The sequence below is a fragment of the Kitasatospora sp. NPDC001095 genome (assembly GCF_053598615.1).
Map to the genome: position 1 here is coordinate 22,824 of NZ_JBSFKQ010000017.1, position 18,343 is coordinate 41,166.

Genomic DNA, 18,343 nt, shown 5'->3' on the forward strand with positions numbered 1-18,343 from the left:
CGGTGAACAGGCCGTGGCGCGACCGGGCGACGACAATAAGCGCCGGTCGGGCGGGGTGTGCACGGCCGGAACGACCGCCGGTGGCGGAGACTGTACAGGTACACGGGGCGGGGCGTCGGCTTCCCGAAAACGGGTTCGCCGGTGCCCCGCCGGGCGTTGAGGAGGCTGGGATACGTGGGCGAGTCCCCCGACAGGGTGCTGAGGGACGGCGACGAGCGGCGGCGGGACCGCGAGCGCGAACGGACCGGTACGGCGGCGGGCGGCGCCGAGCCGGCCGCGGGCGGCTCCGGCCCGGCGGTCGACGGGGCGTCAGGCACGGCCGCCGCCGAGACCTCCGCCGAGGCCTCCTCGGACACCTCCTCGGACGGCCCCGCGGAGACCTCCGGCGAGACGGCCCCGAAGGCGTCCGCCGACGCTCCGGCGACGGCCCCCAAGGGCGGCTCGACCGTACAGCTCCGCGTCCACGATGTGGACAGCGAGACGACGATGCTGCGGCTGCCGGTGGACAACAAGACCACCGCGCTGCGGCTGCCCGAGGAGCTGGTGAAGGCCGCCGGCAAGGCGAGTTCCGAAGGCGAGGGGGAGAAGGGGGAGTCCTTGCCGGAAACCGCGGAGGCGGCCGAGCCCGCCGGGCGTCCGGTCACCGCCGACCCGCGTCTCACCATGCGGACGGGTGTCGCGGCGGCGGGGAAGGTCGCGGGGAAGGCGGCCGAGCCGGCGGGGGAGACCGGTGCCGAGACCGGCGCCGAGACCGGCGCCGAGGGCGATGCCACCGGCGCCGAGGGCGATGCCGAGCCGACGGCCGTACCGGCCGGGGCTGCTGACGGCGCGGCTGACAAGTCCGGCAAGTCAGACAAGGCCGACGAGTCGGAGAAGCCGGAGAAGGCCGACGGCGCGGGGACCGAGGACGACCCGGAGGGCACCGGCGAGGCCGAGGCCACCGGCGCCGAGGACACCCCCACCCACGGCGACGTGACCCTCGCGCTGACCAAGACCGGGCAGCCTGGTCAGCCGTCGGGTCCGGCCGAGAAGCTGGAGAAGCCCGCGCCGCTGCGCGCCTCCGCGGCCGGCACCGCCCCGGAGCCGAAGCCCGAGCCCGCGCCCGCGCCCAAGCCCGAGCCGCGTCCGGAGCCCAGGCCCGTCCCCGAGCCCGAGCCCGAGCCGACCCCCGCTCCGGCGCCGCTGCCGAAGCCGACCCCCGTGCCCGCGCCCGGGCCGGCCCCGAAGCCGCTGCCGCAGCCCGACCCGCGGCCGGTGCCGCCGGTCCCGCCGCTGCCCAAGCCCGAGCCGCTGCCGTCGCCGGAGAACACCGCCGAGGCGATGGAGGTCCTGGCCTCCCTCAACGCCCGCCCGGTCTCGCCGCTGCGGCGCGCCCTCAAGCGGGTGACCATCTGGACGGTCTTCCTCGCCGTGGTGCTCGGTGCGCTCGCGGTCGCCCAGCTGCTGCGCCCGCTGCCGGACCCCAAGCTGAAGATGACCGCCGCGGGCAGCTACAGCTTCTCCGGCGACGCGCTCGACCTCGCCTGGCCGGCCAAGGGCCAGTCCGCCGCCGAGGTGGTCGGCATCGGCAGCCTCGGCAGCTCGGGCCCGGAGACGCCGGCCTCGATCGCCAGCGTCACCAAGGTGATGAACGCCTACCTGATCCTCCAGAAGTTCCCGCTGAAGAAGGGGGAGAGCGGACCGAAGATCACCGTCGACAAGCAGGCCGCGCAGGAGTCCGGCAACGTCGACGAGTCCAAGGTGACGCTCACCGAGGGCCAGGTGCTCACCGAGTACCAGGCGCTGGAGCTGCTGATGCTGCCCTCCGCCAACAACGTGGCCCGGCTGCTCGCCCGCTTCCACTCCGGCTCCGAGGCCGAGTTCGTCAAGCTGATGAACGACACCGCGGCCAAGTTCGGCATGGCCAACACCATCTACGCCGACCCGGCGGGCTTCAACGCGGACACCAAGTCCACGGCCAAGGACCAGCTGAAGCTGGCCGAGCAGGTCATGCAGGACGAGATCTTCCGGCAGATCGTCTCCACCCCGGAGACCAACTTCAACAACGCGAAGATCCCCAACACCAACAACCTGATCAACGCGAAGACCGGCGTCATCGGCGTCAAGACCGGCTCCAGCACCCCGGCCGGCGGCTGCCTGATGTGGGCCGCCTACAAGGAGATCGGCGGCGTGAAGCGGCTGATCCTCGGTGTCACGCTGGGCCAGCCGGCCACCTCCTCCGGCCCGGACGGCGGGATCCTGCCCACCGTGCTGAGGGTCAGCGGCAAGCAGATCCAGGCCGCCCAGAACGGCGTCACCGGGCAGACCGTGGTGAAGAAGGGCGACGTCGTCGGTTCGGTGGAGGACGGGCTCGGCCACAAGGTCGCGGTCGTCGCGACCAAGGACCTGGTGGTGGCGGGCTTCCCCGGCATCTCCGGCACGATCACCCTGGACCCCCTGAAGATCGGACACAGCGAGCCGGCCGGCAAGGAGGTCGGCGTGCTGCGGGTCGGCACCGGCGACGACGGCTCGGAGGTCCCGGTGGCCCTCCAGAGCGACCTCAACCCGCCGTCCATCCAGTCCCGGCTGCTGCGCACGCTGTGAGGCGCTGAGCCCGGCGAGCCGCTGAGCCCGCCGAGCCGTCGAACGCGGCGAGACGAGGAAAGGGAGAAGGGGAGCCGGTCCACCGGCTCCCCTTCTCCCTTTCGTGTCCTAGACGTCCCGGTCGAACAGCGCGAGCGTGAGCCCGCCGAGCGGCGTCACCCGGTCCGGGACGCCGAACCGGGCGCGGAGCACCTGCGCCTGGTCCGGCGGCATCGCGCCGAGCGGGTCCTCGGTGTCGTCGAGGACGATCAGCCAGATCCGGGACACCTCGCCCAGGCAGGCCTCCGGCTGCGGGCAGGGCGCCGGCGAGAGGTCCTCGGCGTCCTCGGCGCTCCGCGCTACGAAGACCGGGTAGGGGCGCACGTCCGAGGGCAGGTAGTAGCTGACGCCCGGCCAGGCCATCGCCCAGGCCTGGACACCCAGCGGGGCCGCCATCCCGTCCCCGGCGCGGTAGCCGGCCGAGATCTCCCGGGCCGCCGCCTTGAACGGCTCCACCGAGCGGTTGTGCGACCCCACGTACCGCACCGACTGCTGCTCCGGCAGGGCCTTCACGGCCGGCACCGCGAGCAGCCCGGCGGCCAGCAGCCCGGCCACCGCGGTGGCCCCCCGGGGCGCCCGGCCGAGCCGGCGGGCCAGGCCCGTCACCGCGCCGTACACCGCCCCGACGCCGCCGCCGGCCAGCGCCGCCCAGGCGGGCACCGTGAACAGCAGGTACCGCCCGAGGAAGTACGAGGTCTCGCCCGACCAGGACACCAGCCAGACGGCCACCACCGGCAGCACCGCGAGCAGCAGCAGCTGCCAGGCCTGGATCCGCCGGCCGGGCAGCAGCAGCGCCAGCAGCGCCAGCAGGAGGAAGGCGTGGAACACGTCCTCCGAGCCGAACAGCACCTCACCGAAGTAGGTGAGGTCCTCCGGGGAGGGGGTCGGTATCCAGCCCAGCTGCCGGTCCGACTGCCGGCTTCCCAGCAGCAGCACCGGCAGCACCGGCAGCGCCGCCACCACGACCGCCAGCGGGTACTGCTCCAGCAGCCGCCACTCCACCGCCGAACGGGTCCGCCACAGGTGCAGCGCCACCAGCGCCACCTGCCCGGCGACCGTGCTGAAGGAGATCAGGTGCCCGGCGCCGCTCAGCGCCATGGCCAGGCAGTACGGCGCCCAGCGCCGCCAGGACGGCCGGTCCAGCGCCCGCAGCAGGAAGAGCGAGGCCGCCGCGATCGCGCAGGTCACCAGGGCGTAGGAGCGCGCCTCCTGGGCGTACCGGGAGATCTCCGAGGGCACCGCGAGCAGCAGCCCGGCACCGACCGCCGCCACCCGGTTGCCGAACAGCCGCTGGGCGGTGAGCGACACCAGCGCCGCCGCCCCGGCCATCGCCAGCACGGAGGGTACTCGCAGGGCGATCGTCGAGTCGCCGAACACCGCGGTCCAGCCGTGCATCAGCACGTAGTACGCGCCGTTGCTGGCGTCGATGTGCTGCAGCAGCCGGAGCAGGTCGCCCGGCGAGCGGGTGGCCGCCGTCCAGGTCGCGATCTCGTCCCGCCACAGGTCCGGCGTCCCCAGCCGGTACCCGCCCACCGCCAGCATGACGAGCGCGGGCCACACCCACACCTGCCCCAGCAGCCGACCGACCGGGTGCACAGCAGGTCTCATCGAGTCCTTCGTCTCCTTCAACGCGGTGCGCCGGGCGCGTCCCACCATGCCGGGCAGGCTACTGGACCAGCCCTGACGCCCCGTCGGTCCCCCCGTACCCCCTCCGTCACCCCGCGACCGACCCCCGATCCGGTACGCTGTGAGCGGCCTGGTGGCATCCGGGCCGCGCCTCAGTAGCTCAGGGGATAGAGCACGGCTCTCCTAAAGCCGGTGTCGCAGGTTCGATTCCTGTCTGGGGCACAGCGAACACGCAGGTCGCAGGCCCTCCTGCCCACACCGGGCAGGAGGGCCTGCGGCGTTCCCGGGCCCTCGTCGCCATGTCCGGGTGCCCGTCTCGGGGGCGGCGTACCCCTCCGGGAGGAGGCGGCGGTGGGCGGCCGTCCGCCCACGGAGTGATCATGAAGCAGACCTCGTGCTGACGATGCGCGGCCGCCGCGTTCCTAGGCTCGTCGAGATCCCTGCCGGAGCACCGTTGCCGGTCAGGGCGGACGAGCCGGGGACCCATGACGACGTACCGATACACCGTGGCCGAGCTGCGCGGCCAACTGCGCCAACTCATCCTGAGCGGCGCCGCGATCGCGCTGGGGGTGGCCTTCCTGATCGCCTCCGTCGCCGGCAGCGGGGCACTGGTGGACTCCTACAGCCAGACCGCGGCCGCCGAGGTCGGGCCCGGCGACATCCAGGTGACCCGGGCGGTCAGGACGGGCGGGCTGGACGCGGCCGCCGCGGAGCGGGTGCGGCAGACCGCCGGGGTGGCGGCGGTGGCCCCCCGGCTGACCGGCAAGGGCGGCGTGCTGGCCGCCGACGGGCGACCGCTCGACCACACCGCCGCGGTCAGCGCCGTCGCCGAGGACCCGGCGCTGCGATGGCAGCTGCTCAAGGACGGCCGCTGGCCCGCCGGCCCCGGCGAGGTGCTGCTCGACACCGGGACCGCGCACCGGCTGGACGCCGCCGTGGGCGCCGAGGTGCACCTGACCCGGGCCGACGGCACCGCCGCCACCGCCCGGCTGGTGGGCACCCTGGACGAGCGGGGCGCACCGAGCCTCGCCGGAGTCCCGATCATCGGAGTCCCGGCGAACGCGGTCGCCGACTACGCGACCGGCGTCACCACCGACCGGCTCGACGTCAGGGTCACCCCCGACACCTCCCGGACCACGACCGTCGAAGCCCTGCGCACCGCCCTCGGCACCGGCGTCGAGGTGCACACCCGCGAGGCCTCGGTCACCGAGGCGACCCGGCAGAGCAGCACGATGTACGGCGTGGTGCTGGTCGCCGCGCTGTCCTTCGTCCTGATCGCGCTCGCGGTGGCGCGGATGGTGGTCGGCAACACCTTCACGGTGGTACTCGCCCAGCGGACCCGCCAGCTCGCCCTGCTGCGCTGCGTGGGCGCCGACCGGCAGCAGCTGCGCCGACTGATCCGCCGCCAGGGCCTGCTGCTCGGGCTGGGCGCCTCGGCGGTGGGCGTGCTGCTGGGGATCGCCCTCGGCGCGCTCGGCACCGCCGTGGTCGGCGGGCTCGACCTCGGGCCGGTGCACCTGTCGCTGATGCCCTCCCCGCTGACCTGCCTGCTGGCAGGGCTGTTCGGCGTGTTGCTGACCCTGCTGGCCGTCCGCGGCCCGGCGAAGGCCGCCGCGGCCGTGCCGCCGATCGCCGCGCTCGGCGGCACCCCCGCGCCGACCGGCGGGGCGGCCAGGATGCGGGCCGCGGTGTGGACCTCCGGGCTGCTGCTCGTCGGCACGGCGCTGCTGGTGGTCGGGGCGATGACCCCGCCGCCGCTGTCGCTGCTCGCCGTCACCGTCGGCGCCATCGCCAGCTTCTTCGGGGTGCTGCGGCTCTCCCACCGGGTGCTGCCCGCGGTCGTCGCCGTACTGGGCCGGCCCGCCCGAAGGCTCGGTGGTACGGCCGGGCGGCTCGCCACCCAGCAGCTGCGGCTCAACCCGGGCCGCACCGGAGCCACCGGCTCGGCACTGCTGCTCGGCGTGACCGTGATGGTCGGCGCCGTCACCGCGCTGGACATCACCTCGCAGTCGCTGGTGCCCGTGGTGTCGGCGCGCCAGCCCGGGGCCTTCTCGGCGACGGCCACCGGCGGCGCCCTGCCCGCCGGGGCGCTCGGCGCGCTCGGCGCCGAGCACGGGCTGACCGTCACCCCGGTCCGCTCGGCCACCGTCGACCTCGACGGCCGGCCCACCGTGGTCGCCGCCGTCGACGCCACCCGGCTCAACTCCTCGACGGACGACGTGGACCGGGCCCGCGGGCTCACCGGGGGCGACGCGCTGAGCGGGCTCGGCGAGACCGGGACGCGCCGGGTCGGCGACGTCGAGCTGCGCCTGCGACCCGGCCGCAGCAGCCTGCCGTTCACCCTGCAGAGCGGCGCCACCCTGCTGGTGACGCCCGCGACCCTGGACCGCCTCGCCCCCGGCGCGCCCGTCACCACGGCCTGGATCAGCCCGGCCACGGGCGACGACCGGCCGACCGCCCGCCGCGCCCTGGACCGCGCCCTCGCCGACCACCCGCAGGTGACCGTCGCCGACACGGCCGCCCAGGCCGACACCCTGCGCTCCCTGCTGGACCGGCTGAAGACCGTCAGCATGGCCCTGCTCTCCTTCTCCGTCGCCATCGCCGGCCTCGGCGTCGCGGCCACCCTGATGCTCAGCATCAGCGAACGCTCCCGCGAGATCGGCATGCTGAGGGCGATCGGCATGTCCCGCGAGCAGCTGCGCCGGATGCTCACCCTGGAGGCCCTGCTCCTCTCCCTGGCCGGCGCCCTGGTCGGGACCGCGCTGGGCGTCGGCTACGGGTGGGCTGCCGCGCGCTCGGTCACCTCGACCGTGGGCACGGTCGGCACCCCGCCCGTCCTGCCGGTGCTGGCCGCCCTGACCCTGACCGTGCTGGTCGGCCTGGCCGCCGCCGTGCTCCCGGCCCGCCGCGTCGGCCGCATGAGCGCGGTGGCCGCCATGCGGGCCTCCTGACCGCGGTCGCGGTCGCGGTGGCGGCCGGTGCGCCGGGAGCCGGGAGTCGGGAGTCGGGAGCCGGGAGTCGGGCGCTCAGGCCAGGATGACCCGGGTCCGGGCGCGGGCGGCCGACCGGTGTCGAGGGCGAGGTCGGCGAGGAGGGTCTCGGTCTCGCGGGTGGTGCGCAGGACGACCGGGTCGAGGTCGGCGACGACGAGTTCGCGCCGGTCCTCGCTCGCCTCGGCGACCAGCCGGCCGTCGGGGCCCCAGACCGCGCTGCCGCCGCAGGTGTGCCAGCCGTCCGGTTCCACGGTGCAGCCGGCCGTCCCCGGGCGGTAGTGCTCGCGTTCGCTCTTGAACAGGTGCTGCTTGTCGTAGCGGGTGACGAAGCCACCGTCCGGCCCGAGGACGAGGGCGGAGATGCGCAGGTCGGCGCCGTCCTGTACGGCGGCTCCGACGATCGCGGCGGTCCCGGTCTCGCGGCAGGCCTCGGCGATCGGCGCGAGACGCGGATCGCCGAGGCCGACCGGGTACTTGCCGGGGTCGGTGCGGATCAGCTCGGGCTCGTACCCGGAGAGGAACTTCTCCGCGAACAGCACCAGCCGGGCACCGGCCCGGGCCGCCTCGCGGATCAGGTCGGCGGCCTGGGCGACGTTGGCGGGTATGTCACCGGTCACGGCCCGGGCCTGGAGGTGGCGATCCGCAGCGGCTGCTCGGAGTGGCCGGTGGGCGCGGTGGGGGAGGCGGGAGCGGAGGTGTCGGACATGGCCGGCACGCTGGCGTGGCGGCCGGCAGCGGGCAGGGGTTGACGGCGGGTCAGCGGCCCGTCCGGCCCGTCCGGCCCGTCCGGTCCGCCCGGGGCCTACGCCCGCAGGTCGTGGGGCCCGTCCTCGTCCGGTGCGCCGGCGGTGTGCGAAGGCCGCCCGGCGGACACGGTGACTCGCTGGACCCGGGGCCTGGTGCGCCAGTTGACCCGACGTACGTCCCGGGCCAGTGCGCCGGGGCGCCAGACCTGGATCACCGCGGTCACGGAGCCCAGCACGATCCCGGCGGCCAGCCAGCCGGCCAGCACGTCGCTGGGCCAGTGCACCCCGAGCGCGACCCTGGTCCAGCCGATGGTCAGCACTGTCGCGGCCGCCACCACGCAGGCGGCGGTCCGGCCGCGACGGTGGACCCGGTACCAGAGCAGGCCGACCAGAACGGCACAGGTGATCGCCGAGGCCATGGCGTGTCCGGAGGGGAAGCCGGGGCCGCCGGCGTGCGAGACCGGGTCGGTGAAGGTGGGTCGGCTACGGCCGAAGGCCAGCTTCAGGGCCCACAGGGCGCCCCAGCCGACCAGGGTCTGGGCGGCGACCCAGCCGGCCAGCACCCGGGCGCCGATCAGCCAGAGCCACCCGGCGACGATCCCGAGCAGCGTACGCATCGTGACGGTCCCGCCGATGTCCGAGAGGGTCTGCACCGAGGCGGTCCAGATCCGGTGTTCCCGGGCGTAGGCGTGCAGTTCGCCGATCCACTCCTGGTCGAAGCGGACCAGTGGGCGCCATTGGCCAGTGACCAGGACCGCCAGCAGGCCGAACAGCGCGGCACAGCCCAGCGCGAGCGCGGTGTCCCGAAGGAGACTGCGGTTACGCGCGGTGAGGAGGGTCGTGCTGTTGGTCAGGTGCATGGTTGACACCTTCCCAGTGTCCTGCGCCGAGCAAGAGCCGGAGTGATAGCGATTCGGCATCGTTTGTGCGGAGGACCTGCGTGCGCCGGGGTGCGGGCGCGGGCGGAAAAGGGGGCGCACCGGGAACGTCGGCCGTTCCTCGCGGGTTCACACGGGTAGGCGGCGACGGGGTGTGGGTCGAGTGAAGAAATCGATCCCGCAACGGTCGTCCGATGGCACGGGTAGTGCCCGACTGGTCACCCAGGGTTCGGAGTCGGGGTGAAAACCGGCAGGATACTGCATCGCCGGGAAGAATCTGAGCGACTTGGGAATGTTGTCCGGAATCTGTTCGTTGGATCGTTACGTGTGAGCCCCCAGGGGCCGCACATCTTGCCCTCACGAGGCAGGCAGGCAGATCTCGGCAACACCAGCAAAGGGAGCAAGCATGGCCACCCGTGCCGTCGTTCGCGACAGGGCCGACCGGAGTCGCGCGGCCCGCCCGACCAACCTCGAGGCCGACCGCGACCTGGTCGGCATGTACCTCGACGAGATCGCCAGGACACCCCTGCTCGATGCCGCCGAGGAGGTCGAGCTCTCGCTGCGGATCGAGGCCGGTGTGTACGCCCAGCACCTGTTGGAGGAGGGCGGACTCCCCGACGGCGTCACGCGTGAGGAGTTGGAGGCGATAGCCGCCGACGCCGAGCGGGCCAAGGACGTCTTCATCCGCTCCAACCTCCGGCTCGTGGTCGCCGTCGCCCGGCGCTACCCGCGCAGCGGCCTGCCGCTGCTGGACCTCATCCAGGAGGGCAACGCGGGCCTGGTGCGCGCCGTCGAGAAGTTCGACTACGCCAAGGGCTTCAAGTTCTCCACGTACGCGACGTGGTGGATCCGGCAGGCGATCACCCGGTCCATCGCCGACCAGTCCCGCACCATCCGGCTGCCCGTGCACCTGGTGGAGGAGCTGGGGCGGATCCGGCGCGTCCAGCGGGAGAAGTCCAAGGAACTGGGCCGCGAGGCGGAGCCGGCCGAGATCGCGGCCGAGCTGGACACCACCGAGGCCCGGATCAAGGACGTGCTGGACTGGGCGCGCGACCCGGTCAGCCTCAACATGTCCGTCGACGACGAGGGCGAGACCCAGTTCGGCGACCTCGTCGAGGACACCGGGGCGACGTCCCCCGAGGACGCCGTGATGGTCATGCTCCGCCGCGAGGAACTGGACGACCTGATCGGGCGGTTGGACGACCGCACCGCCTCGATCATCCGCTCCCGCTACGGGATGGAGGACGGCCGCGAGCGCACCCTGACCGAGGTGGGCAAGCAGCACGGCCTCACCCGTGAGCGGATCCGCCAGATCGAGAAGCACGCCCTGGCCGAGCTGAAGAAGATCGCGGACCACGCGGGCTTCGAAGCCGCCTGACGGTCCAGCCGGCCCCACGGGCCGAGCCCCTCACCCGGGCCCTGGCGCGGAGCGCTCCGCACCGGGGCCCGAGGCGTGCCACGGGGCTCTTAGTCTGGAGGGGAGGGACGAGCGGATGGAGTGGACGGCGTGAGCGAGCAGGGACAGGGACAGGAAACGGGCGGGCGCCAGGACCAGGCGCTGGAGGCTCGGAAGGCCTCGGCCGCCAAGGCCAGGCTGGTCTTCCGGGACCCGTTCGACCAGCAGTCCGGGGACGACACCGACACGGGCTGGGGCGACCGCCCCGGGGCCGGGGAGAGTGGTGGGCGGGGGCTGGACTGGTACCTGAGCCAGCGCCCGCCGCACCACGGGGACTGAGGAGCGGGACTGAGGATCGGGGGACGGGGGAGCGGGACCGTGGGCGACGCGCGCCCACCGGTCAGCGCAGCGGCGTGACCAGCGCGTCGCGGATCTCGGTCAGTAGCTGGACCTCCTTGAGTTCGGCCTCCTCCGCCTTCTCGGCGGCGGACTTGCGGTGGGCCGCCAGCTTGTTCATGGGCAGGATCAGAACGAAGTAGACGACCGTCGCGGTGATCAGGAACTGGAGCGCGGCGCTGAGCACGGATCCCCACAGGATGAGGACCCCGGACGTGACCTCGCCGGTCGGGCTCACCTCGCAGGGCCCCTTGAGGCAGGAACTGTAGGACGCGAGGTCCTTCGTTCCGAAGACGCCGACGATCGGATTGATCACGCCTTTGACGAAGGCGCTGATGATGGCGGTGAAGGCCGCGCCGATGACCACGGCCACGGCGAGTTCGACGACATTTCCACGCAGCAGGAATTCCTTGAAGCCCTTCATGCCGCCTCGAACGACGAAGTCGCATTCCGGTTACGGGTGATCTTCCAGAGTCTCGGATTGACAACCCGTCCGGCCCAGCGGGCCCCCGTGCGGCGGCGGCAGACCGGCCCGCCCGGGCCCCAGCGCCAGCGCCGCCGCCGTCGCGAGCAGCGCCAGCGCGGGCACCCCGGCCCGGCGTCGCACCGCGCTGCGCCAGCGGTGCCACCCGCCGCACCCGCGCCGGATCGGCGGGAAGCTCGGCAGCTCCTGGCGGGGCGGTACGGCGGGGGCGGGCAGCGGAAGGGAGAAGCTCACGGTCGTCATCGACGCACCTCCGGGTGTCGGCGGGCCGGCCCCTCGCGGACCGGACGAGCCACACGATGGGCGTTTCCGTCGAACTCCGGAAGTCCTTTCCCCAGCCCTGTGGACAACCCGGCCCTGTGGACGAGTTCGTCCACTCACGAGAGTGATGCGGGCCGGTCCGGCTTGACCGGTTGCCCGTGCGGAGGCATGCGGAAAGGCCCGCCACCCCGCGCGGAAGCGGGGTGGCGGGCCTTTCCGAGGACTGCGGGCCGTCCGGGCCGGTGCCCGGCGCCGAGGTCAGCTCGCGGCCGGAGCCGGGCTGGACGAGGTCGAGGAGCCGGAGCTCGACGACGACGAAGCGGAGGTCGTGGACGTGCTGGACGACGTCGAAGAGGTCGACGACGACCCGGCGCCCACCGAGCTGCTGGAGGAGGAGCGGCTGTCGGTCCGGTAGAAGCCGGAGCCCTTGAACACGACGCCCACGGCCGAGAAGACCTTGCGGAGCCGTCCCTGGCAGTCGGGGCACGTGGTCAGCGCCTCGTCGGTGAACTTCTGCACCGCCTCCAGGCCGCTGCCGCACTCGGTGCACTGGTACTGGTACGTGGGCACTTGTCTTCCTCCTGGCACTCTCGCCTGATGAGTGCTAACGATGGTCAATGATGCGGTATTCCGCGGGATCAGTCCAGCGACTCCGGTGTGAGATGGGCCGGGTCCGGCCGCCGGACCGCCGCCCGCTCAGCCCTTGGCCGCGCCCACCAGCCGCCCGGCACCACCGCGCTCCGTCGAGCCGGAGCCCGAGCCGGAGCCCGAGCCGGAGCCCGAGCCGGAGCCCGATCGGGGGTCCGAGTCGGAGCCAGAACCGTCGGCCGGAACGCCCCCCGGCGCCACCAGCAGGTGCCGCAGCGAGAACAGCGCGACCAGCCCCAGCCCCGCCCCGATCACCGGCACCAGGAACCCGGTCGAGGGCCCGTGCCCGTCGATCAGCCGGCCCGCCGCCATCGAGCCGACGGCCAGGCCGAGCCCGATGGCGCCGGTCAGCCAGGTGAAGGCCTCCGTCTTGGCCCCGTCCGCGACCAGCGTCTCGACCAGGGTGTAGCCGCTGATCAGGGTCGGCGCGATGGCCAGCCCGCAGACCAGCCCGGCGACGGTCAGCGCGACCAGGTTCGGCATCGCCCACAGCACCGAGCAGCCCAGCACCAGCAGCGCGTAGCTGATCAGCATCCGCTGCTGCACCGGTCGCCGCCAGGCGACGACGCCGTACAGCACACCGGCCAGCATCGAGCCGCCGGCGAAGATCCCGTACACGGTGCCGCCGGCGTCGTGCTGTCCGACCGAGTCGGCGAAGGCGTTCACCGACACCTGCATGCCGCCGAACACCGCGCCGACCCCGAGGATCGACCCGGCCAGCAGCCGGACGCCGGGGGAGGCGAGCGCCGAGGCGTGCTTGGTGCCGGGCTGGGGCACGATCCGGGCCGGGGCGGTACGCCGCTGGGCGGCGAAGGCCAGGCCGCCGACGAGGGTCAGCCCGGCTTCGGCGACCAGGGCGGTGGCCGGGTTGGCGAGGGCGGCGATGCCGGAGGCCAGGATCGGGCCGATCACGAAGGTGAACTCGTCCGTCACGGACTCGAACGCGAACGCGGTGCTCACCCGGGCCGCGGAGGACTCGGAGGCGCCGTCCGCGGTGAACCTGGCGACCCAGCGGGCCCGGACCATCGCGCCGACCTGCGGCACGCTCGCACCGGCCGGGACGGCGGCCAGGAACAGGCTCCAGGCGGGCGCGTGGCCGAGCGCCAGCGCGATCAGCACGCCGACCGAGACCGCGTGCACCAGGACGGTCGGCACGAGCACCGCGGCCTGGCCGTAGCGGTCCGCGAGCCGCCCGGTCTGCGGCCCGATCAGGGCCTGGGCGACGGCGGCGACCGCGGTGACCGTACCGGCGGTGCCGTACGAACCGTGGGTCCGGGTGACGAGCAGCAGGATGCCCATGCTGAGCATCGCGTACGGCAGCCGCGCGACGAGGGCGGGGAACAGGAACGTCCAGGCCCCGGGGGTGCGCAGCAGCTCGCCGTACCCGACACGGGCGGGGGCCGGAGCTGCGGGGGTGGTGGCCGCGTGGTCCGCGGCGGTGTCGACCGTTCGGCGCGCCGTCACGGTCGGTCCTTCCTGCTGCCTGGTAGCGCGGCAGGGCATGGTGGAGCCCCGACGGCGCCGAGAGTCGTCCTCTCGCGCGTCGACCGGGGTAGATACCGGGTCGGGCCGGCCTGGTGGCCGGGGACCGGACCGCGGCCGCCGAGCGGTCGCGCCAACTCTGCGTCAGGCAGATGCTGGGGGTGGTCTAACGATGGTTATACGGCTGGTCGGGCCAGCATACAGTTACGCGCGTAGACACCGCCACCCACCCCGCCCCCGCCCCCGGCTCCTGGACGTAAGGCCGGGAGCCGGGGGCGGGGCCCGGGAGCCGGGGGCGGCCCGGGCTCACCGCCCGCTCAGCCACCCCGCGAGCTTGCCGCCCTTGTCCACGGCCCGCAGTCGCCGCTCCGCCGCCTCGCCGACCTCGTCCGTGGTGACCACCAGCAGCTCGTCCCCACCGCGCAGCACCGTCGCCTTGTCCGGCACGAAGGAGTTCCCCTCCCGCACGACCAGGGTGACCGCCGCCCCCTTGGGCAGCCGCAGCTCGCTGATCTCCACGCCCGACATCTTCGAGGCGGGGGAGAGCGCGACCGACAGCAGGTGCCCGTGCAGCTTCTCCAGCGGCGCGGATTCGATGCCCAGGTCCTGGCCCATGGCGCCCTCGCCGATCCGCAGCCGCTTGGCCACCCACGGCAGGGTCGGCCCCTGGAGCAGGGTGAAGACGACGACCAGGATGAAGACGATGTTGAAGACGTCCTCGGCCTGGTGCGCGCCGGACACCACCGGGATGGTGGCGAGCACGATGGGCACCGCCCCGCGCAGTCCGGCCCAGCTCAGCAGCGCCTGCTCGCGGGCCGGCACCTTGAAGGGGGTCAGCGAGAGCATCACCGACAGCGGCCGGGCCAGGAAGACCAGCACGGCGCCGATCACCAGCGCGGGCACCACCGCGTCGCCCATGGACTCGGGCGTGACGAGCAGGCCGAGCAGCACGAACATGCCGATCTGCCCGATCCAGGCCAGTCCGTCGGCGAAGCCCCGGACGGCCGGGCCGTGCGGCAGCTTGGAGTTCCCGAGGATCACCGCGCTGACGTAGACGGCGAGGAAGCCGGAGCCGTGCAGCAGCGCGCCGCCGGCGTACGCCAGCACGGTGAGCGCCATCACGGCGATCGGGTAGAGGCCCGAGGAGGGCAGCGCGACGTGCTTGAGCCCGTAGGCGCCCAACTTGCCGACGGCGAGGCCTATCGCGGCGCCGATCGCCAGCTCGGCGATGATCGTGCCGATCAGGACGTACCAGGGGTCCAGCTCCCCGGTGGTGGCGAAGGCGACGACCAGGATGACCACGGGCGCGTCGTTGAAGCCGGACTCGGCCTCCAGCAGGCCGGTGAGCCGGTGCGGCAGCGGGACCATCCGCAGCACCGAGAAGACGGCGGCCGCGTCGGTCGAGGAGACGATGGCGCCCAGCAGCAGCGAGGTCCGCCAGTCCAGGCCGACCAGCCAGTGGGCGCCGGCCGCGGTGGCGAAGACGCTGACGCCGACGCCGACGGTGGCGAGCACGGTCGCGGCCGGCATCACCGGCTTGATCTCGCGCCAGCTGGTCTTGAGGCCGCCCTCGGCGAGGATCACCACGAGTGCCGCGTAGCCGAGCACCTGGGTGAGCTCGGCGTTGTTGAAGGTGACACCGATCCCGTTCTGGCCCAGCGCCACACCGATCCCCAGGTAGATCAGCAGGCTGGGCAGCCCTGATCGGGTCGAGAGGCGTACGGCGCCCACCGCGAACAGCAGGATCACGGAGGACTCAAGCAGGAGCTGGTTCAGGTGGGAGACGTTCACGCAGGGGCACCTCGGGCAGGCAGGGGCGGACGGGGTGTCTGGCGGTGCTGTGGGGTCGACGCGTTAAGAAGTCGTCAATACTCCCCTTGTGGATCGTTACGCAGTCTAACATTTTGCCATATCTTTAGCTTGGTCCCCCGTTCACGGTGCCCGGCCCTCTCGGCCTAATGTGGTGCCCTGTCACGGCCGCAGGCCCTGGACACGCCCGCCCGCCCCGAAGTCAGGACCGCAAGGACCCAGATGCCCCGCTCGAAGAAGTTCCGGCGCGCCCGTCTGATCGTGATCGTGCTGGTCGTGCTGCTGGTGGCCGGCGCCGGCTACGGCGGCTACCGCGGGGTCTCCGCGGTCCGCGCCTCCTTCCCGGAGGTCGACGGCAGCGTCAAGGTGGCCGGCCTGAGCGCGCCCGTCGACGTCAAGCGGGACGCCAACGGCATCCCGCAGCTGTACGCCGACACCAACGAGGACCTGTTCCGCGCCCAGGGCTACGTCCAGGCGCAGGACCGTTTCTGGGAGATGGACGTCCGTCGGCACGTCACGGCCGGCCGGCTCTCCGAGATGTTCGGGGACGGCCAGGTCGACACCGACGCCTTCATCCGCACCATGGGCTGGCGGCAGGTGGCGCAGAAGGAGTTCGACACCAAGCTGTCGCCGGAGACCAAGAAGTACCTCCAGGCCTACTCGGACGGCGTGAACGCCTGGCTCGCGGAGCACCCCGGCGGCGCGAAGGCCTCGCTGGAGTACAGCCTGCTCGGCGTCGTCAACAGCGGCTACCAGCCCGAGCAGTGGACCCCGGTCGACTCGGTGGCCTGGCTCAAGGCGATGGCCTGGAACCTCTCCGGGAACCTCCAGGAGGAGATCGACCGCTCGCTGCTGGCCCAGGACTTCGGCCCGGACAAGATCGCCGAGCTGTACCCGGACTACCCGTACGCCCGCAACGGCACGATCGTGAAGACCGGCACGGTGACCGGCGACAACTACCGCCCCGCCGACGGCTCCCCGCAGTCCGGCGCGGCCCCCGGCACCGCCACCGCCCAGGGCGCGGCCACCACCAAGGCGCTGCTGCAGGGCCTGACCGACCGGATCGACGCGATGCCGCAGCTGCTCGGCCGCCCCGGCCAGGGCATCGGCTCCAACTCCTGGGTGGTCGCCGGCTCGCACACCACCACCGGCAAGCCGCTGCTGGCCAACGACCCGCACCTCGGCCCCGGCCTGCCCTCGGTCTGGTACCAGATGGGCCTGCACTGCCGGACCAGTTCCCCGGCCTGCCAGTTCGACGTCTCCGGCTTCACCTTCGCGGGCATGCCCGGCGTGGTGATCGGCCACAACAAGGACATCGCCTGGGGCTTCACCAACCTCGGCGCCGACGTCACCGACCTCTACCTGGAGAAGGTCACCGGTCCGGAGACGTACCAGGTGGACGGCAAGGACGTGAAGTTCGACCTCCGCAAGGAGACCATCAAGGTCGCCGGCGGGGAGGACCGCACCATCACCGTCCGCACCACCCAGACCGGCGCCCCGCTGATCTCCGACCAGAGCAGCGAGCAGCAGAACGTCGGCAAGTACGCCCCCAACGGCCCGTCCGCCCCCGACCGCGGCACCGGCGGCTACGGCGTCGCCCTGCAGTGGACGGCGCTCAGCCCCGGCAAGACCATGGACGCCGTCTTCGAGCTGGACAAGGCGAAGAACTGGGACGAGTTCCGCGCCGCCGCCAAGGACTTCACCGTCCCCGCGCAGAACCTGATCTACGCCGACGCCAAGAACATCGGCTACCAGGCCCCGGGCACCATCCCGGTCCGCGGCAAGGGTGACGGCACCTACCCCGCGCCGGGCTGGGACTCCACGTACCAGTGGAAGGACCCGATCCCCTTCACCGCGCTGCCCTGGAGCCTCAACCCCTCGGCCGGCTACATCGTCACCGCCAACCAGGCCGTGGTGGACCCGAGCTACAAGTACAACCTGACCAAGGACTGGGAGTACGGCACCCGCGCCAAGGAGATCACCGACCAGATCGAGGGCCTGCTCAAGAACAACGGCAAGATCTCGCCGGACGACATGCAGACCCTCCAGCTGGACAACACCAGCGTGATGGCCAAGACGCTGGTCCCGCTGCTGCTCAAGCAGCCGGTCAGCGACCCGTACGTGCGCGAGGCCCAGGACCTGCTGAAGGACTGGAACTTCCACCAGGACGCCGACTCGGCGGCCGCCGCCTACTACAACGGCGTCTGGCGCCAGCTGCTGATCCTGGCCTTCGGGCAGAAGTTCCCGGCCGACCTGCGTGCCAAGGACAACTGCCTGCTGGTCCGCCAGCAGGACGACCCCACCAAGCCGGACAGCTCCACCAAGATCGTCACCGAGTGCGGCACCCGCGAGCCGGGCAAGGCCCAGCCGGACGGCGGCGACCGCTGGACCGAGGTCGTGCGCCAGCAGCTGGAGAAGCCCGACAGCTCGTGGTGGACGTACATCGACGACCAGCACAAGGAGCAGAAGGGCCTGGACAACCTGCTCCAGGAGGCGATGAAGAACGCCCGCCAGGAGCTGACCTCGCTGCTCAGCAAGGACGTCTCCACCTGGAGCTGGGGCCGCCTGCACAAGCTGGAGCTGCGCGAGCAGACCCTCGGCACCGACGACTCCTCGATCGCCTCCGGCGCGGTGCACAAGCTGCTCAACCGCGGCCCGTACCGGCTCTCCGGCGGCTCGGCGGCGGTCGACGCGGCCGGCTGGAACGCGGCGGCCGGCTACCAGGTGGACTGGATCCCGTCGATGCGCATGGTGGTCGACTTGAACGACCTGGACGCCTCGCGCTGGATCAACGTCGGCGGCGCCTCCGGCCACGCCTTCCACGACAACTACAACGACCAGACCGACCTCTGGCTCAAGGGCAAGCTGCTGACCTGGGCCTCCTCGCCGGACGCGGTCGAGAAGGCCACCAAGCACAAGCTGGTGCTGACCACCGGCTGACGGCCGTGGAGCCCGTACGGCCGGTACAGCCCGTACGGCCCGGCCACCGGCGGCCCCGCTCC

At 73.0% G+C, this 18,343-nt stretch carries 12 protein-coding genes, 1 tRNA gene and 1 pseudogene; 6 read left to right on the top strand and 8 right to left on the bottom strand.

Going from position 1 to position 18,343, the window contains the following annotated elements; genetic code table 11:
• The first annotated feature begins 174 nt into the window (after nt 1–174).
• A complete protein-coding gene (locus ACWDBB_RS17175) occupies nt 175–2,583 on the top strand; it encodes a hypothetical protein (protein ID WP_449790369.1) in 2,409 nt (802 codons plus the stop codon).
• 108 nt (nt 2,584–2,691) lie between these two features.
• On the opposite strand, the gene ACWDBB_RS17180 is transcribed toward ACWDBB_RS17175, so the two are convergent.
• Nucleotides 2,692–4,278 (bottom strand): glycosyltransferase family 39 protein, encoded by a 1,587-nt coding sequence (locus ACWDBB_RS17180; RefSeq protein WP_449790370.1) that lies wholly within the window; start codon nt 4,276–4,278, stop codon nt 2,692–2,694.
• Between the two features lie 119 nt (nt 4,279–4,397).
• Between ACWDBB_RS17180 and ACWDBB_RS17185 the strand changes: the two genes are divergently transcribed.
• Together ACWDBB_RS17185 and ACWDBB_RS17190 are read left to right on the top strand one after the other, a co-directional pair.
• Nucleotides 4,398–4,470 (top strand) — tRNA-Arg (locus tag ACWDBB_RS17185).
• 263 nt (nt 4,471–4,733) lie between these two features.
• On the top strand, nt 4,734–7,199 hold the full coding sequence (locus ACWDBB_RS17190; protein ID WP_449790371.1) for an ABC transporter permease: 2,466 nt from the start codon (nt 4,734–4,736) through the stop codon (nt 7,197–7,199).
• A 167-nt stretch (nt 7,200–7,366) separates the two neighbouring features.
• On the opposite strand, the pseudogene ACWDBB_RS17195 reads toward ACWDBB_RS17190, so the two are convergent.
• Together ACWDBB_RS17195 and ACWDBB_RS17200 are read right to left on the bottom strand one after the other, a co-directional pair.
• Nucleotides 7,367–7,858, bottom strand: a pseudogene (locus tag ACWDBB_RS17195) (carbon-nitrogen hydrolase family protein); the annotation flags it as partial.
• Between the two features lie 185 nt (nt 7,859–8,043).
• Complete coding sequence (locus ACWDBB_RS17200; RefSeq protein ID WP_449790372.1) at nt 8,044–8,847, bottom strand: phosphatase PAP2 family protein; 804 nt, start codon at nt 8,845–8,847, stop codon at nt 8,044–8,046.
• 424 nt (nt 8,848–9,271) lie between these two features.
• Between ACWDBB_RS17200 and ACWDBB_RS17205 the strand changes: the two genes are divergently transcribed.
• Both ACWDBB_RS17205 and ACWDBB_RS17210 read left to right on the top strand, forming a co-directional pair.
• The gene (locus ACWDBB_RS17205) at nt 9,272–10,243 is read left to right on the top strand and encodes a sigma-70 family RNA polymerase sigma factor (RefSeq protein ID WP_392874095.1); all 972 of its coding nucleotides are present in this window, start codon (nt 9,272–9,274) and stop codon (nt 10,241–10,243) included.
• Between the two features lie 129 nt (nt 10,244–10,372).
• Nucleotides 10,373–10,600, top strand: a complete 228-nt coding sequence (locus ACWDBB_RS17210) for a hypothetical protein (RefSeq protein ID WP_449790373.1) — start codon at nt 10,373–10,375, stop codon at nt 10,598–10,600.
• A gap of 61 nt (nt 10,601–10,661) precedes the next feature.
• Here ACWDBB_RS17210 and mscL read toward each other — a convergent pair whose 3' ends face one another.
• From mscL to ACWDBB_RS17235, 5 genes are all read right to left on the bottom strand, one after another.
• The gene (gene mscL, locus ACWDBB_RS17215) at nt 10,662–11,081 is read right to left on the bottom strand and encodes a large conductance mechanosensitive channel protein MscL (protein WP_449790374.1); all 420 of its coding nucleotides are present in this window, start codon (nt 11,079–11,081) and stop codon (nt 10,662–10,664) included.
• A 30-nt stretch (nt 11,082–11,111) separates the two neighbouring features.
• Nucleotides 11,112–11,384: a hypothetical protein gene (locus tag ACWDBB_RS17220; RefSeq protein WP_449790375.1), complete on the bottom strand. Its 273-nt coding sequence runs from the start codon at nt 11,382–11,384 to the stop codon at nt 11,112–11,114.
• 276 nt (nt 11,385–11,660) lie between these two features.
• The gene (locus tag ACWDBB_RS17225; RefSeq protein WP_449790376.1) at nt 11,661–11,972 is read right to left on the bottom strand and encodes an FmdB family zinc ribbon protein; all 312 of its coding nucleotides are present in this window, start codon (nt 11,970–11,972) and stop codon (nt 11,661–11,663) included.
• A 126-nt stretch (nt 11,973–12,098) separates the two neighbouring features.
• Nucleotides 12,099–13,514 carry an MFS transporter gene (locus ACWDBB_RS17230; protein ID WP_449790377.1) on the bottom strand — a complete coding sequence of 472 codons (1,416 nt, stop codon included), beginning with the start codon at nt 13,512–13,514 and terminating at the stop codon, nt 12,099–12,101.
• Between the two features lie 324 nt (nt 13,515–13,838).
• Nucleotides 13,839–15,323 carry a potassium/proton antiporter gene (locus ACWDBB_RS17235; protein ID WP_449790378.1) on the bottom strand — a complete coding sequence of 495 codons (1,485 nt, stop codon included), beginning with the start codon at nt 15,321–15,323 and terminating at the stop codon, nt 13,839–13,841.
• 240 nt (nt 15,324–15,563) lie between these two features.
• On the opposite strand from ACWDBB_RS17235, the gene ACWDBB_RS17240 reads away from it, so the two are divergent.
• Nucleotides 15,564–18,281: a penicillin acylase family protein gene (locus tag ACWDBB_RS17240; protein ID WP_449790379.1), complete on the top strand. Its 2,718-nt coding sequence runs from the start codon at nt 15,564–15,566 to the stop codon at nt 18,279–18,281.
• Nucleotides 18,282–18,343: the final 62 nt, after the last annotated feature.